Below are 14,824 nucleotides of genomic sequence, written 5' to 3'. Positions count from 1 at the left end.
ACCGTTTCCCCTCTTGTCGCATCCCCGGGCTCGTTCTATCGTCGAGATGTATCGAGTCGATACATCAGCACGGCATAAAGACCGGCACCGCTGCCGGTCAGGGACCGTGCGGGTGGGCCCGGCGGCCCGTCCCGCACCGCGAGGCGGAGAGGAGACGACGATGAGCCGGCGCTCGGGCATCCTGGAATTCGCCGTGCTCGGACTGCTCCGCGAGTCCCCGATGCACGGCTATGAGCTGCGTAAACGACTCAACACCTCACTGGGGGTCTTCAGGGCCTTCAGCTACGGCACGCTCTATCCCTGTCTCAAGACGCTCGTCGCCAGCGGATGGCTGACCGAGGAGCCGGGCAGCACCTCCCAGGACGCTCTCGCCGCGCCCCTCTCCGGGCGCCGCGCCAAGATCGTCTACCGGCTGACGGCGGAGGGGAAAGAGCACTTCGAGGACCTGCTGTCGCAGACCGGTCCCGATGCGTACGAGGACGAGCACTTCGCCGCCCGCTTCGCCTTCTTCGGCCAGACCTCGCGCGATGTCCGCATGCGCGTGCTTGAGGGACGCCGCAGCAGGCTGGAGGAGCGGCTGGAGAAGATGCGTCTCTCGCTGGCACGCACCAGGGAACGGCTCGACGGCTACACCCTCGAACTACAGCGCCACGGCATGGAGTCCGTGGAGCGCGAAGTGCGCTGGCTGAACGAACTGATCGAGAGCGAGCGCTCCGGTCAGCCCCGGCAGCGTTCCGACGCCGCCGCCCCGGAGGACAGACCGCAGCCGACAACGGGGAAACCGGGCGGCCTGCCCCGGCACGGGGGCGACCCCCTGCCGGATACGCCCGATGACACCGCCAATTGAGGATCTGCGCCGTCGCAGGCCCTCTTCCGCATGATCGGTCATACCGAGAACACACAGGGAGCAACCGGAATGGGTTCGGTTCGCGTAGCCATCGTCGGCGTGGGCAACTGCGCCGCCTCGCTGGTGCAGGGCGTCAGGTACTACAGGGACGCCGACCCGGCGACCAAGGTCCCGGGCCTCATGCACGTCCAGTTCGGCGACTACCACGTCCGTGACGTCGAGTTCGTCGCGGCCTTCGATGTCGACGCGAAGAAGGTCGGCCTCGACCTCGCGGACGCCATCGGCGCCAGCGAGAACAACACCATCAAGATCTGCGACGTCCCGAACACCGGGGTGACCGTGCAGCGCGGCCACACCCTCGACGGTCTCGGCAAGTACTACCGGGAGACCATCGAGGAGTCCGGCGACGAGCCGGTCGACGTGGTCAAGGTCCTCAAGGACCGCGAGGTCGACGTCCTCGTCTGCTACCTGCCGGTCGGCTCAGAGGACGCGGCGAAGTTCTACGCCCAGTGCGCCATCGACGCCAAGGTCGCCTTCGTCAACGCCCTCCCGGTCTTCATCGCCGGCACGAAGGAGTGGGCGGACAAGTTCACCGAGGCCGGGGTGCCGATCGTCGGCGACGACATCAAGTCCCAGGTCGGCGCCACCATCACGCACCGCGTGCTGGCGAAGCTGTTCGAGGACCGTGGCGTCGTCCTGGACCGCACGATGCAGCTCAACGTCGGCGGCAACATGGACTTCAAGAACATGCTGGAGCGCGAGCGCCTGGAGTCCAAGAAGATCTCCAAGACGCAGGCCGTCACCTCACAGATCCCCGACCGGGAGCTGGGCGCGAAGAACGTCCACATCGGCCCGTCCGACTATGTGCAGTGGCTCGACGACCGCAAGTGGGCCTACGTCCGCCTTGAGGGCCGCGCGTTCGGCGACGTCCCGCTCAACCTGGAGTACAAGCTGGAGGTCTGGGACTCCCCGAACTCCGCGGGCGTCATCATCGACGCGCTGCGCGCCGCGAAGATCGCCAAGGACCGCGGCATCGGCGGCCCCGTCCTCTCCGCCTCCTCCTACTTCATGAAGTCCCCGCCGGTGCAGTACTTCGACGACGAGGCGCGGGAGAACGTGGAGAAGTTCATCAGGGGCTCCGTCGAGCGCTGAGCGCTGAGCGTCGATCCCAGCACGATCCAGAGTCCCCCGACGAGGTCCGTCCGCTTGGTTCCGTGAGACGCGGTTTCACGTGAAACGTGCCGGACGCCTGCCGGATCTCCGCAGGGGACGTCCCAGGGTCCCCGGGCACACCCGCCCGGGGACCCGCCTCTTTTCCTGGCGTGGCCGCAACGCCCCTTGTGGGGTGGGGGGATGGCCAGATCTTCTCCGTTTAGGAGGGGTCACGCCGGGTTTCGGTCGGTCATGCCGCCGCTGTCGCAAGGCCCGAGGCGCTCGCCGGGCAGTGGAAATGTTCCGCTTCTTGTCACGGGAGTGGCGGTATCCATAAGGATTGTGGTCGTCTTGCCCCGGTTTGGGGAGCATTAACTGTCACATCAGTGCCACAGAGCCCGGCCCGACTTCAAGAGGACACCAAAAGCCCGATAGCTTACGTGGGTCTTATCCGCGCCACGCGCCTAAGTTCGAGGGGGACCCTCAGTGAGCACGCCGCCGCAAGGGCAGAATCCATTCGCCCAAGGCCAGAATCCTTACGGTCAGCAGCCTGGCCCTCAGGGTCAGCAGCCGGGCCCGCAGGGGGGATACGGCTACCCGCAGCAACAGCCGGGCCAGCCCGGTCAGCCTGGGCAGCCGGGCTACCCGCAGCAGTCGCCGTACATGAACCAGGGCGGCCCGACCGCGCCCACGCCGCAGCAGCGTCCTCGCCGCAGCATGAAGACGTATCTGCGCATCGGTATCGCGGTCGTGGTGGTCGCTGTGGCGATCGGTGGCTGGATAGCCAGCCGCGACGACGCGGACACCGCTTCCGTCGGCGACTGCATGCACCGCGGCAGCACCGACGACAGCGACCCGGACCTGGAGGTCGTGGACTGCTCCAACTCCAAGGCGCAGTACAAGGTGCTGGCGAAGGTCGACGGCTCGTACTCCGGCACCCTCGCCCAGAACAAGTGCAAGGACGAGGCGCCGGAGTTCCAGTACGCCTACACCGAGACCGGTAGCGGCGACAGCTTCCTGCTCTGCCTCAAGGACAAGTAGGAGCGGTGCGGGCGTCCACGGGGCGCCCGCACGGTCCGGCCGACAGCGGTCGGAAGCCGGCCAGAGGGCGGTGTTTCACGTGAAACACCGCCCTTTCGCATGTCCACCATGTTCGCCATGTCCGTGATGGCCCATCGAACATCGTGTTTCACGTGAAACATCGATACTTGCCGTCCTATGGGCGGAGTATCACTGCTCCTGTGCCGCCCACCACTCCTTCAGGGCCGCCACCGCCGCATCGTGCTCCATCGGCCCGTTCTCCAGACGCAGCTCCAGCAGATGGCCGTAGGCGCGGCCGACCATGGGACCGGGACCGATACCCAGGGTGGACATGATCTCGTTGCCGTCGAGGTCCGGGCGGATGGAGTCCAGCTCCTCCTGTTCCTGAAGCCGCGCGATACGCTCCTCCAGGCCGTCATACGCCCGGGACAGCGCCGCGGCCTTGCGCTTGTTGCGGGTGGTGCAGTCGGAGCGGGTCAGCTTGTGCAGCCGCGACAGCAGCGGGCCCGCGTCCCGTACGTAGCGCCGCACCGCGGAGTCGGTCCACTCGCCGGTGCCGTAGCCGTGGAAGCGCAGATGCAGCTCGACCAGGCGGGTCACCTCGCGCACCAGCTCATTGGGGTACTTCAGCGCGGTCATCCGCTTCTTGGTCATCTTGGCGCCGACCACCTCGTGGTGGTGGAAGGAGACCCGCCCGTCCTTCTCGAAGCGCCTGGTCCTCGGCTTCCCGATGTCGTGCAGCAGCGCGGCGAGCCTCAGCGTCAGGTCCGGGCCGTCCTCCTCCAGCGCGATCGCCTGCTCCAGCACGATCAGGGAGTGCTCGTAGACGTCCTTGTGCCGGTGGTGCTCGTCGCGCTCCAGGCGCAGCGCGGGAAGCTCGGGAAGCACATGGTCGGCGAGCCCGGTGTCCACGAGCAGGCTGAGGCCCTTGCGGGGGTGCGCCGACAGCAGGAGCTTGTTCAGCTCGTCCCGGACCCGCTCCGCGGAGACGATCTCCAGGCGACCCCCCATCTCCGTCATCGCGGTCAGCACCTCGGGCGCCACCTCGAAGTCGAGCTGCGCCGCGAAGCGCGCGGCCCGCATCATCCGCAGCGGGTCGTCGGAGAAGGACGCCTCCGGGGTGCCCGGGGTGCGCAGCACCTGTGCCGCCAGGTCCCGCAGCCCGCCGTGGGGGTCGACGAACTCCTTGGCCGGGAGCGCGACCGCCATGGCGTTCACCGTGAAGTCGCGGCGGACCAGGTCCTCCTCGATCGAGTCCCCGTAGGACACCTCGGGCTTGCGCGAGGTGCGGTCGTACGCCTCCGAGCGGTAGGTGGTGATCTCGATCTGGAAGGGCTCCTCCACGCCACCGGCGCCGTCGGCGGGCTTCGCCTTCTGGCAGCCCACGGTGCCGAACGCGATGCCGACCTCCCAGACCGCGTCCGCCCAGGGCCGCACGATCCGCAGGACGTCCTGGGGGCGTGCATCGGTGGTGAAGTCCAGGTCGTTGCCGAGCCGGCCGAGCAGCGCGTCCCGTACGGAGCCCCCGACGAGGGCCAGGGAGAACCCGGCCGCCTCGAAGCGGCGGGCGAGTTCGTCCGCGACGGGGGAGACCCGGAGCAGCTCGCTCACGGCACGGCGCTGCACCTGGCTCAGGGCACTGGGGAGGTCTTCTTTGGCGTTCGGCACAGCAGGAAAGGGTACGTGGCCGCGCTGGAGGCCCACTCCCGCATTTCCGGCGCTGCGGGGGAGCCCGGCGGCTCCGGGGCGCCCAGCGGGCCCGGAGAGCCCGGAGAGCCGTTCCCACGCGCCCCCTGGGAGACGCCCGTACCCCCTGATGCCGGTACTCTGCCCGCACCGGTCGTCCGATCTTGTGGAGCAGTGCCCGGCACTTCCCCCCGGCGTGTCTCGTTACCATGCCAGGGCGCGCCGGGCCGTACACCGCAGTACGGAGCACCGACCGGGGACCGACGACGCAGCGCACCACAGAAGACCGACACCGACGACTGATCCCTACCGACGACCACACACGACGAGGACGGGCGAACGCGTGGCCGAGGCGGCAGACTTCCAGGGCACCAGTGCCTCACCCGGCCGCCGGTGGCTGCGGCGCGCGGGGGCGCTGGCCGCGGCGGTGCCGCTCCTGGCGGGTCTGCTCCAGCTCGCCCCCGCGGCGAGCGCCCAGGACCACGCCTCCGCGCCCGGGTCCCCCGCGGCCAAGGCGGAGCCCACCGGCTCGCGCACGGTGGACGTCACCGTGAACTCGCTCACCCCGAACGCCCCCACCGACGACGACACCCTCACCGTCACCGGCACGGTCACCAACAAGAGCAGGCACACCGTCACGGACGCCTTCATGGCGCTGCGGACGGGCCCGCTGCTCGGCGGCAGGGCGGCGGTCGACACCGCGGCGGAGGACCACGCCTTCGGAACGATCTCCGAGGGTGTGGAGATCCCGGGGAAGTACCAGGAGAAGATCGGCACGCTGCGCGCAGGGGTCCCGCACACCTTCTCGATCCGCGTCCCGGTCAAGGACCTCGACCTCGGACCCGACGGGGTCTACCAGCTCGGGGTCACCGTCAGCGGGCAGTCGTCGGTGCAGCCCTGGGTACAGCCGCTCGGCATTCAGCGGACATTCCTGCCCTGGCAGCCGGACGCGGCGGGCACCAAGACGAAGACCACGTATCTGTGGCCGCTGATCTCCTCGACCCACATCACCGCGGAGACCGGCTCCAACGAGGAGCAGACCCCCGTCTTCCACGACGACTCGCTCGCCCGCGAGATCGCGCCGGGCGGCAGGCTCCAGCAGTTGGTGGCGCTCGGCGCCGACCTCGACGTGACCTGGGTCATCGACCCCGACCTGCTGGCCTCCGTCGACGCCATGACCCGCGGCTACGACATCGAGGGCCCCGGCGACACCACCGTCCACGGCACCAACCAGGGCGTCGCCAAGGACTGGCTCAACGACCTGGAGAGCGCCGTGACCGGCGCCAAGGTCGTCGCGCTGCCCTTCGCCGATCCCGACCTGGCGTCCCTCGCCCACACCGGCAAGGCGGTCTCGGGCTCGCTCAGCCACCTCCAGGACGCCACCGACGTCGCGTCGAGCACCGTCGGGACCATCCTGCACGTGAAGCCCGACACCGACTTCGCCTGGCCCGTCGACGGCGCCCTCGACTCCTCCGTCGTGGACGTCGCCACCTCGGCGGGCGCCGACGCGGTCATCGCGAGGAGCGACACCTTCGAGGAGCGGGGCAACCTGCCCTACACCCCCACCGCGGCCCGTCCCGTAGGCGGCGGCACCACCGCGGTGGTCGCCGACTCCCGGCTGTCCACCGCCTTCCAGGGCGACATGACCCGCGCCGACACCACGACCCTGGCCGTGCAGAAGTTCCTCGCACAGAGCCTGATGATCCAGGAGCAGGCGCCCGACAAGCAGCGCAGCATCGTCGTCGCGCCCCAGCGGATGCCCACCGCGGGCCAGGCCCAGGCGATGGCGGCCGCGGTGCACGCCCTCCAGGACAGCGGCTGGTCACAGCCCGAGGACCTGGCCGCGGCGGCCGACGCCGACCCCGACCCGGGCGCCACCACCCAGGTCCCGCGCTCGTACCCCGCACGGCTGCGCGGCCACGACATACCGTCCGACGACTTCGTGACGATCCAGAACACCCAGCGCAAGCTCACCGAGTTCAAGGACGTCCTCACCGACCCCTCCCGGGTGGTGACCCCCTTCGGGCGGGCCATGGACCGGGAGATGTCCACCTCGTGGCGGGGCAAGGAGGACGACGCCAGGAGCTTCCGCGGGGGCGTGGCCTCCTATCTGGACCGGCTCACCCAGAGCGTGCACCTGATCAGGAAGTCCGAGACCAAGCTCTCGGGCCGCAGCGCCACCATCCCGGTGACGGTGCAGAACAACCTGCTCCAGGGCGTCGACCACCTGATGCTGCGGCTGACGTCCAGCAAACCGGCCAGGCTCAAGATCGGCGACCACCCCTACACCGAGCAGCCGGTGCAGGTCTCCGGCGGCCACAGCCAGTCGGTGAAGTTCACCACCACCGCGAACGCCAACGGCCCGGTGCCGGTGGTCGCGCAGCTCTACACCGAGGACGGGCGCCCGTACGGCGGCGCGGTGACCTTCAACGTCAACGTCACCGAGGTCACCCCCGCGGTGATGCTGGTCATCGCGGGCGGACTGCTGCTGCTCGTGCTCGCGGGCTTCCGGATGTACACACAGCGCAAGCGGGCAGCGGCGCGCCAGGCGGCCGAGGACGGCGGCGGCAGCGGTGGCGGGCCCGCCACCGGCGACGCCCCCTCGGACGGCGGCCCCGACGCGGATGAGGGCCGGGAGCCCGACGACGGGGCGGGCGGCACGTCCGACGGCGCCGACACGGCCCGGGACCGCGCGCACGACGAGACAGCGGCCCGGGACCGCGCGCACGACGAGGCAGAGGAAACCCCGCCATCGTCCAATCCGGACGAAAACGGTCCCGTCGGCGCATTCCGCGCCAGGTCCCGGGCAGACGACTCCCAGCAGCCGGGTGACCAGGGAGCGGACACCGCACCGGAAACCGCCGACGTGTCCGGCCCGGGTGAGAGAGTGGACCGTTGAGCGAAGTCACGGCTGGTCGGCCCGGGACGATGAGGTGGGGTATCCATGAACGCGCCGTACAACGGTGACCCTGGTGAGGGCACGGGCGGCGAGGGAGCCGGCGGGCAGTACCCCGGCACACCCGACCCCCGTCAGCCCGCCGCCCCCCAGGACGCCTACGGCTACCCGGCCGCCGACCCGTACCAGCAGCAGTACCACGACCCCATGCAGTACCAGGACCCGACGCTGTACATGGGGCAGCCCGGCTACCAGGACACGGGCACCTTCTACTACCCGGCGGCCTACCAGCAGCCTGAGCACCCCCAGCAGTACGCCCCGTCCCAGGGCCAGGGGCCCGGCGCGCAGCCGGCGCCCGACCCCCGTCTGTACGGGACCGCCCCCGCCGCGCAGCAGTATCCGGACATGTACGACCAGGACGCCTACGCGCAGGACCCGTACCGCGGCCAGGCCCCCGCCGCGCAGGGCCCGGCCGCGGGGGCCTTCTACGACCAGGCCGCACACCCCCCGCAGCACCCCGGCGCCCCGGCGCCCCAGCACCAGGGGCAGCACCAGGGACAGGCGTACGCCGCCCCCGCGCCCTCCCCGCAGGCGCACCCGCAGGGGCAGGACCCGCGCCTCTGGGCGAACCCCCAGGGCCCCGGGCCCGGGGCGCAGGGCGGGCAGCCGCCCTACGGCGACAACGCAGGAACCGCCCCGTACCCGGGCGTCGACGGACTCGTGGGCGCCGCCGCCGAGGGCGGCCAGGAGCAGGACGCCTTCGCCTACCTCTACCGCGACCAGCAGGGCGGACCGGGGCGGCCCCCCGGCGCCGTCCCGCCCGCGCCCGCCGCGGCAGGCTCCGCGGCCGGGGCCGTGGCGGCACCCGCCGCCGAGCCGCCACCGGCCGCCGCGGCGCCCGCGAGATCCGGGGGCCGCACGGGCAACCTGCTGAAGTCGAGCGCCGTGATGGCCGCGGGGACCCTGGTCTCCCGGCTCACCGGCTTCGTCCGCACCATCGTGATTGCCGCCGCGCTCGGCGCCGGCATGCTCGGCGACTCCTTCACCGTCGCCTACACGCTGCCGACCATGGTGTACATCCTCACCGTCGGCGGCGGCCTCAACTCCGTCTTCGTGCCCCAGCTCGTCCGCTCCATGAAGGAGGACGACGACGGCGGCGAGGCGTACGCCAGCAGGCTACTGACGCTGGTCATGGTGGCGCTCGGCCTGGTGACCGTCATCGTGGTCGTCGGGGCGCCGCTGCTGATCCGGGTGCAGTCCCCCACCATCGCGAACGACGTGGCCGCGAACAGCGCCGCCGTCACCCTCGCCCGCTACTGCCTGCCCACGATCTTCTTCATGGGCGTCCACGTGGTGATGGGCCAGATCCTCAACGCCCGCGGCAAGTTCGGCGCGATGATGTGGACCCCGGTCCTCAACAACATCGTGATGGTCTCCACCTTCGGCCTCTTCATCTGGGTGTACGGCACCTCGGCCGAGTCCCACATGGGCGTCGAGACCATCCCGCCCGACGGCATCCGACTGCTCGGCATGGGCACCCTGCTCGGGCTCGTGGTGCAGGCGCTCGCGATGGTGCCGTATCTGCGCGAGGCCAGCTTCCGCTTCCGCCCGCGGTTCGACTGGCGGGGCCACGGCCTCGGCAAGACCGTGAAGCTGGCGAAGTGGACGATGCTGTTCGTCCTCGCCAACCAGGCGGGCCTGATCGTCGTCACCGAGCTGTCCACCGCCGCGGGCGACCAGTCGGGCAAGAGCGGCGCCGGCTTCCTCGCCTACACCAACGCCCAACTGATCTGGGGCATGCCGCAGGCCATCATCACGGTCTCCGTGATGGCGGCGATCATGCCCCGTATCGCGCGTGCCGCCGCCGACAACGACATGGGCGCCGTCCGCGACGACATCTCCCAGGGGCTGCGCACCAGCGCCGTGGCGATCGTCCCGGTGTCCTTCGCGTTCGTCTCCCTCGGCATTCCGATGTGCACACTGCTGTACTCGTCCACCGGCACCGGCGCCGCCCAGTCCATGGGCTACATCCTGATGGCGTTCGGCGTGGGGCTCATCCCCTATTCGGTCCAGTACGTCGTCCTGCGCGGCTTCTACGCCTTCGAGGACACCCGCACGCCCTTCTACAACACGGTGATCGTGGCCGCGGTCAACGCCGCCGCCGCGGCGCTCTGCTACGTGGTGCTGCCGGCCCGCTACGCGGTCATCGGCATGGCCGCCGCCTACGGCATCGCGTACGCCGTCGGGGTCGGGGTCGCCTGGCGGCGGCTGCGCCGCAGGCTCGGCGGCGACCTGGACGGGGCGCATGTGCTGCGGACCTACGCGCGGCTGTGCATCGCGTCGCTGCCCGCCGCCCTCATCGGGGGCCTGGTCGGGCTGATGATCAGCCGCGTTCTCGGGCACGGGGTGCTGGGTTCGATCGCCGCGCTGCTGGTGGGCGGCGCGGTACTGCTCGCCGTGTTCTACGTGGCCGCGCGCAAGATGCGCATCCAGGAACTCAACGCGATGGTCGGCATGGTCCGCGGCAGACTCGGCCGCTGAGCGGCGGCCGGGAGGCCGTGAGGGACAGGGGTACGGCGGTGGATCGCACAACCATCGCCACCCGCCGCGTGTCGTGCTAAGCGGCGGACTGTGGGCACAATTGGGTTTGGCGTCGTACAGAGCGCAACGGATGGGGAGGCAGGAACGACGGTGGCGGAACGGAGCACGTCTGCCGTCGACGTGGCAGACACCAGCGGAGACACCCCGCTGACCGCCAAGGCGGAGCGCACCACGGCCGACGAGGTGGCCCAGAGCCCCGAGCGCAGCGACACGGACGACGGCCGGACGGAGGCGGACGAGGCGGACCGGGCCCCCGGTTCCGGGGACCCGACGGACACCACGGCCCCCATGACGCCGGTGGACCCCCAGGCGTCGGCGGAACCCACGGCCGAGGACGACGCCCCCGCGCCGGACGAGGACCCCGGCACGGCGCCCACCGTGGAGAACACCTCCCCCGAGGCGGAGGACGCCTCCCCCGAGGACGACGCCTCCCGGGGGGACGGGCCGCAGGCCCCTGAGATCGACGCCGATGCCCCGACGGTCCCCGACGTCCTGGCGGCCACCGACACCCCGCGGACCACCGAGGCCCCCCGCGACGCCTCCGAGAGCCCGGACCCGGACGCCCCCGACGGACCCGCCGACGCGGCGGAGAGCGCCGACGGCGCCGAGAACGCCCAGGACGCCCAGGACGCCCAGGACACGCGGGACACTCAGAACGCCGAGGGCGACAGTCCGGGGGAGGAGGGGGAGGGCGGCGGCTCCACGACCTCCACCCAGCAGCTTCCCGAGCCAGAGCCGCCGGCGCCGGTGCACCTGTCCGCGCCTGACCTGCACAGCGGCCACAAGCTGGCCGACCGCTACCGTCTGGAGGAGTGCGTCACCCGACTGGACGGCTTCAGTAGCTGGCGCGCGGTCGACGAGAAGCTGCGCCGCGCCGTCGGTGTGCACCTGCTGCTTTCGGCCCACCCCAGGGCCCGCTCCGTGCTCGCCGCGGCCCGCTCCTCCGCGCTCCTCGGCGACCCCCGCTTCGTCCAGGTCCTCGACGCCGTCGAGGAGGACGACCTCGTCTACGTGGTCCACGAGTGGCTGCCCGACGCCGTCGAGATGACCGCGCTGCTGGCCGCGGGCCCGCTGCCCGTGCACGACGCCTACCTCATGGTGAGCCAGGTCTCCCAGGCCATGGCCGCCGCCCACCGGGAGGGCCTGGCCCATCTGCGGCTCACCCCGAGCGCGGTGCTGCGCACCTCCACGGGCGAGTGGCGGATCAGGGGGCTCGCGGTCAACGCCGCGCTGCGCGGCATCACCTCGGACACCCCGAGGCGCACCGACACGGAGGCCATCGGCGCACTGCTGTACGCCGCCCTCACGGAGCGCTGGCCGTACGAGGACGACGCGTACGGCCTCTCCGGACTCCCGCGCGGCGTCGGGCTGATCGCGCCCGACCAGGTCCGTGCCGGGGTGCACCGGGGGCTCTCCGAGCTGGCGATGCGGGCGCTCGCCAACAACGGCGCCACGGCGTCCCGGCAGGAGCCACCGTGCACCACGCCCGAGGACCTGGTGAAGGCCGTCGCGGAGATGCCGCGCGTCCCGCCGCCCGAGCCGGTCTTCCCGGTCGCCGCGCAGTACCAGCAGACGACGTACCAGCAGGGCACCTACCGCAGGACGGCACCGCAGCGCCCCACCGCGGCCGTGGTCCCGCCGCCGCCTCCGCCACCGCTCCAGAGCCGCACCGGCACGGTCCTCAAGTGGGCGGTCTCCGCGCTGCTCATCGTGGCGCTCGGGCTCGGGAGCTGGCAGCTCGCCGACGCCCTCATGAACCGCAGCGGCTCAGGGAGCCACCAGAACGGCGGCTCGTCCGAGACGGACTCGGGCAGCGACAAGAAGGACGAGGCGCCCGGCAAGCCGCTGGAGATCGCGGGGGCGACGGAGTTCGCGCCCAACGGCTCGACGATCAAGCCGCAGCGGGTACCGCTCGCCATCGACGGCAACGCCTCCACCGCCTGGGTGACGGACTACTACAAGGGCTATCCCGAGTTCGGGAACCTCCCGCAGCGCAAGGACGGCAGCGGCATCATCGTCGACCTGGGCAGCGTGCAGTCGGTCACGGGGCTTGAGATCACCATGTCCCGCGCGGGGCAGCGGGTGGAGGTCCTGGCGGCGGGCTCCGACGCCTCGGACCCGAGCGCCCTCGGGGACTTCTCCCAGCGCCTGACGCCGCTGGCCGAGGCCGGGAAGACCCTCAAGAAGGGCCTCGGAAAGTCCGTGAAGACCCAGTACGTCCTGGTGCACATCACCTCGCTCGCACCCGACGACGTCGCCAATCAATTCCGGGGCGGAATTTCCGAGATAAAGGTGATCGGGAATCCTTCGCAATAACTTCACCACCGGCCGACAGGGAATCCACCGGCCGACCGATACGAATCGGACCCCCGGCGGGAGCGCCCCGCCGGGGGTCTCTTCGTCGCGCAGGGCCCGTGCACACCAGGTCGTGGGCGCGCGGACGGGTCACGGTGAACTGAATTCCACCGCGAATTGGTCCGTTCCAGGACCCGCGCTGCGCTTTTTCACGCCCGTGGGACCCACCGTTTACAGCCGTCAGGGCCGCCTATATTCTGAGCGCCCTGGACGGGCTGACAGGGGGCACGATGCGGGCGGAGGACATGTCGGAGGACTCCGACAAAGCCCTTCTGGCCCGCCATGTGGCCGGCGACGGCGAGGCGTTCGGCGAGCTGGTACGGCGCCACCGCGACCGGCTCTGGGCCGTGGCGCTGCGGACCCTCGGGGACCGCGAGGAGGCCGCCGACGCCGTCCAGGACGCCCTGGTCTCGGCCTACCGCGCCGCCCACACCTTCCGGGGCCAGTCCGCGGTGACGACCTGGCTGCACCGCATCACCGTGAACGCCTGCCTCGACCGGGCGCGGAAGGCCGCCTCCCGAAGAACGTCCTCGGTGGACGACACCGAGCGCTTCGACGAACTCATCGAGCCCCATGAGGCCGCCTCCGCCCCCGCCGAACGCAACGACCTCCACCGGGAGCTGTTCCAGGCCCTGCGCACCCTGACCGCCGAGCAGCGGGCGGCACTGGTGCTGGTGGACATGCAGGGCTACTCCGTGGCGGAGGCGGCGAAGGTACTCGGCGTGGCCGTCGGCACCGTCAAGAGCCGCTGCGCCCGCGGCAGGGCGAGACTGCTCCCCCTCCTCACCCATCTCAGGCCCACCCCGCCGGGGCCCGCGAGCCCCGGGCGCTCCGGGAGCCCTGCGGCGCCCTCGGGCCCCGGCGGCGGCACGGCGCCTCCCGCGGAGGAACACGGCCCCAAGGAAGCGGAGGAACACGGCTCCAAGGAAGCAGGGAGAGCAAGGAACCAGAGGCCCCAGTCATCCGTCCCACCCCCAGACAGTCCGGCGGGCCAGGGGCCGGCCGATTCGGCGACGGTGTGGCGAGGAGGTGGGCGAGCGTGACGAGCATGACCGACGGGGCAGGACACCCCGACGAAGACGAGCTGTCCTCGCTCGCCGAGGGCCTGCTGCCCGAGCCGCGCGCGACGGAGCTGCACCGGCATGTCGCCCACTGCGCAGACTGCGGTGGTGCCTACGCCGCCCTGGAGGAGATCCGGGCGCTCCTCGGCTCCCTCCCTCCTGCGCCACCGATGCCCGACGACGTGATCGCCCGCCTTGACCTCGCCCTGGCGGCGGAGGCATCGCGGTCGGCGGCGACCGACACCGCCGCCACCGCCGAGACGGCGGCAGAAGCCGAGACGGCAGCAGGGCCCGGGACGGCGGCGGAAGCCGATGCGACGGCCGAGGCAGAGACGGCGGCCGAGACCGAAGCAGCCGCAGCCGCGGCGGCCGCCCCGGCGGCAAGCGTCGGCGGCCATGTTTCACGTGAAACATTCACCCCGGGCGGCGCGTCCCGCCCCGATCGCCCCGCCGGGCACCCCCGTGCCGCCACCAGGCATCCGCGTGCCGCCAAGGGTCCCGGCCGCGGCGACAGGGGCCGCGCCGGGCGGCGCAGGACACGCGCCCTGGGAGCGGTCTTCACCGCCGCGGTGATCGGTCTCGGCTCCCTGCTCCTCCAGTCCCTCGCGGATGACGGACGGGACGGCGGTACGGAGGCGTCCTCGATGGCCCCGTCGCCCAGCAGCGAGACATTCTCCTCGGACCGTCTTGAGACACAGATCGGCTCCCTGCTCACCGCTCAGCCGTCCACCGAGAACACCGGCCCGTCCCTCGACTCCGGCCCGGTGGCCACCGCGCCCTCGCTCGATATGGCGTCCCCGGAGCACGAGCCCGCGGGGGAGTCGCCCCTCAAGGACTCCGCGCCCGCCGTACGGGTGCCGGACTGTGTCCAGGAGGGCATCGGGCGGGTGGAGCCGCCGCTGGCGGCCGAGCGCGGGACCTTCGAGGGAGTGGACGCCTTTCTGGTGGTGTTGCCGCATGCCACCGACAGCTCCCGGGTGTCGGCCTATATCGTCGACGCCTCCTGCACCCGGGAGTCCTTTGCCCACCCGGGGCAGATTCTGCTGACGGGCAGCTACGCGCGAAGGTGACGAGCCCTCCCTCGCGCCCCGCGCCGCGTCCACTCCTGACGATCCCGTGGAGACACGCCCGTACGCCCTCCGACCTCGGGGGACGGGCGGGCGCCCCGCGCCCTCAGGGCGGCCG

9 protein-coding genes are annotated in these 14,824 nt (G+C 71.5%); 8 read left to right on the top strand and 1 reads right to left on the bottom strand.

Annotated features, from left to right (window positions below):
• The first annotated feature begins 160 nt into the window (after positions 1–160).
• The 3 genes from ACIBIW_RS04920 (at position 161) to ACIBIW_RS04910 (ending at position 3,040) form a co-directional block, all read left to right on the top strand.
• The gene (locus ACIBIW_RS04920; RefSeq protein ID WP_399332035.1) at positions 161–847 is read left to right on the top strand and encodes a PadR family transcriptional regulator; all 687 of its coding nucleotides are present in this window, start codon (positions 161–163) and stop codon (positions 845–847) included.
• Between the two features lie 69 nt (positions 848–916).
• Positions 917–1,999: an inositol-3-phosphate synthase gene (locus ACIBIW_RS04915; protein WP_399332033.1), complete on the top strand. Its 1,083-nt coding sequence runs from the start codon at positions 917–919 to the stop codon at positions 1,997–1,999.
• Positions 2,000–2,485: 486 nt separating this feature from the next.
• Positions 2,486–3,040 carry a hypothetical protein gene (locus tag ACIBIW_RS04910; protein ID WP_399332031.1) on the top strand — a complete coding sequence of 185 codons (555 nt, stop codon included), beginning with the start codon at positions 2,486–2,488 and terminating at the stop codon, positions 3,038–3,040.
• Positions 3,041–3,229: 189 nt separating this feature from the next.
• On the opposite strand, the gene ACIBIW_RS04905 is transcribed toward ACIBIW_RS04910, so the two are convergent.
• A complete protein-coding gene (locus tag ACIBIW_RS04905) occupies positions 3,230–4,708 on the bottom strand; it encodes a CCA tRNA nucleotidyltransferase (protein WP_399332029.1) in 1,479 nt (492 codons plus the stop codon).
• Positions 4,709–5,069: 361 nt separating this feature from the next.
• Between ACIBIW_RS04905 and ACIBIW_RS04900 the strand changes: the two genes are divergently transcribed.
• The 5 genes from ACIBIW_RS04900 to ACIBIW_RS04880 all read left to right on the top strand — a co-directional run bounded on the left by ACIBIW_RS04900 (position 5,070) and on the right by ACIBIW_RS04880 (position 14,709).
• The gene (locus ACIBIW_RS04900) at positions 5,070–7,625 is read left to right on the top strand and encodes a DUF6049 family protein (RefSeq protein ID WP_399332027.1); all 2,556 of its coding nucleotides are present in this window, start codon (positions 5,070–5,072) and stop codon (positions 7,623–7,625) included.
• Between the two features lie 402 nt (positions 7,626–8,027).
• On the top strand, positions 8,028–10,163 hold the full coding sequence (gene murJ, locus ACIBIW_RS04895; protein ID WP_399332907.1) for a murein biosynthesis integral membrane protein MurJ: 2,136 nt from the start codon (positions 8,028–8,030) through the stop codon (positions 10,161–10,163).
• 150 nt (positions 10,164–10,313) lie between these two features.
• Complete coding sequence (locus ACIBIW_RS04890; protein WP_399332025.1) at positions 10,314–12,539, top strand: serine/threonine protein kinase; 2,226 nt, start codon at positions 10,314–10,316, stop codon at positions 12,537–12,539.
• 269 nt (positions 12,540–12,808) lie between these two features.
• Positions 12,809–13,621: an RNA polymerase sigma factor SigM gene (gene sigM, locus ACIBIW_RS04885; protein WP_399332023.1), complete on the top strand. Its 813-nt coding sequence runs from the start codon at positions 12,809–12,811 to the stop codon at positions 13,619–13,621.
• Complete coding sequence (locus ACIBIW_RS04880; RefSeq protein WP_399332021.1) at positions 13,618–14,709, top strand: anti-sigma factor family protein; 1,092 nt, start codon at positions 13,618–13,620, stop codon at positions 14,707–14,709. Before sigM ends, ACIBIW_RS04880 begins: the two co-directional genes overlap by 4 nt.
• Positions 14,710–14,824: the final 115 nt, after the last annotated feature.

The sequence above is a fragment of the Streptomyces sp. NPDC050560 genome (assembly GCF_044457285.1).
In the GTDB taxonomy this organism is placed as follows: Bacteria; Actinomycetota; Actinomycetes; order Streptomycetales; family Streptomycetaceae; genus Streptomyces.
This window is presented reverse-complemented; position numbering and strand designations above follow the sequence as displayed.

Coding starts and splice junctions, on each gene's coding strand:
- ACIBIW_RS04920 (WP_399332035.1), top strand. CDS start 161: ATGAGCCGGCGCTCGGGCATCCTGGAATTCGCCGTGCTCGGACTGCTC.
- ACIBIW_RS04915 (WP_399332033.1), top strand. CDS start 917: ATGGGTTCGGTTCGCGTAGCCATCGTCGGCGTGGGCAACTGCGCCGCC.
- murJ (WP_399332907.1), top strand. CDS start 8,028: ATGTACGACCAGGACGCCTACGCGCAGGACCCGTACCGCGGCCAGGCC.
- sigM (WP_399332023.1), top strand. CDS start 12,809: ATGCGGGCGGAGGACATGTCGGAGGACTCCGACAAAGCCCTTCTGGCC.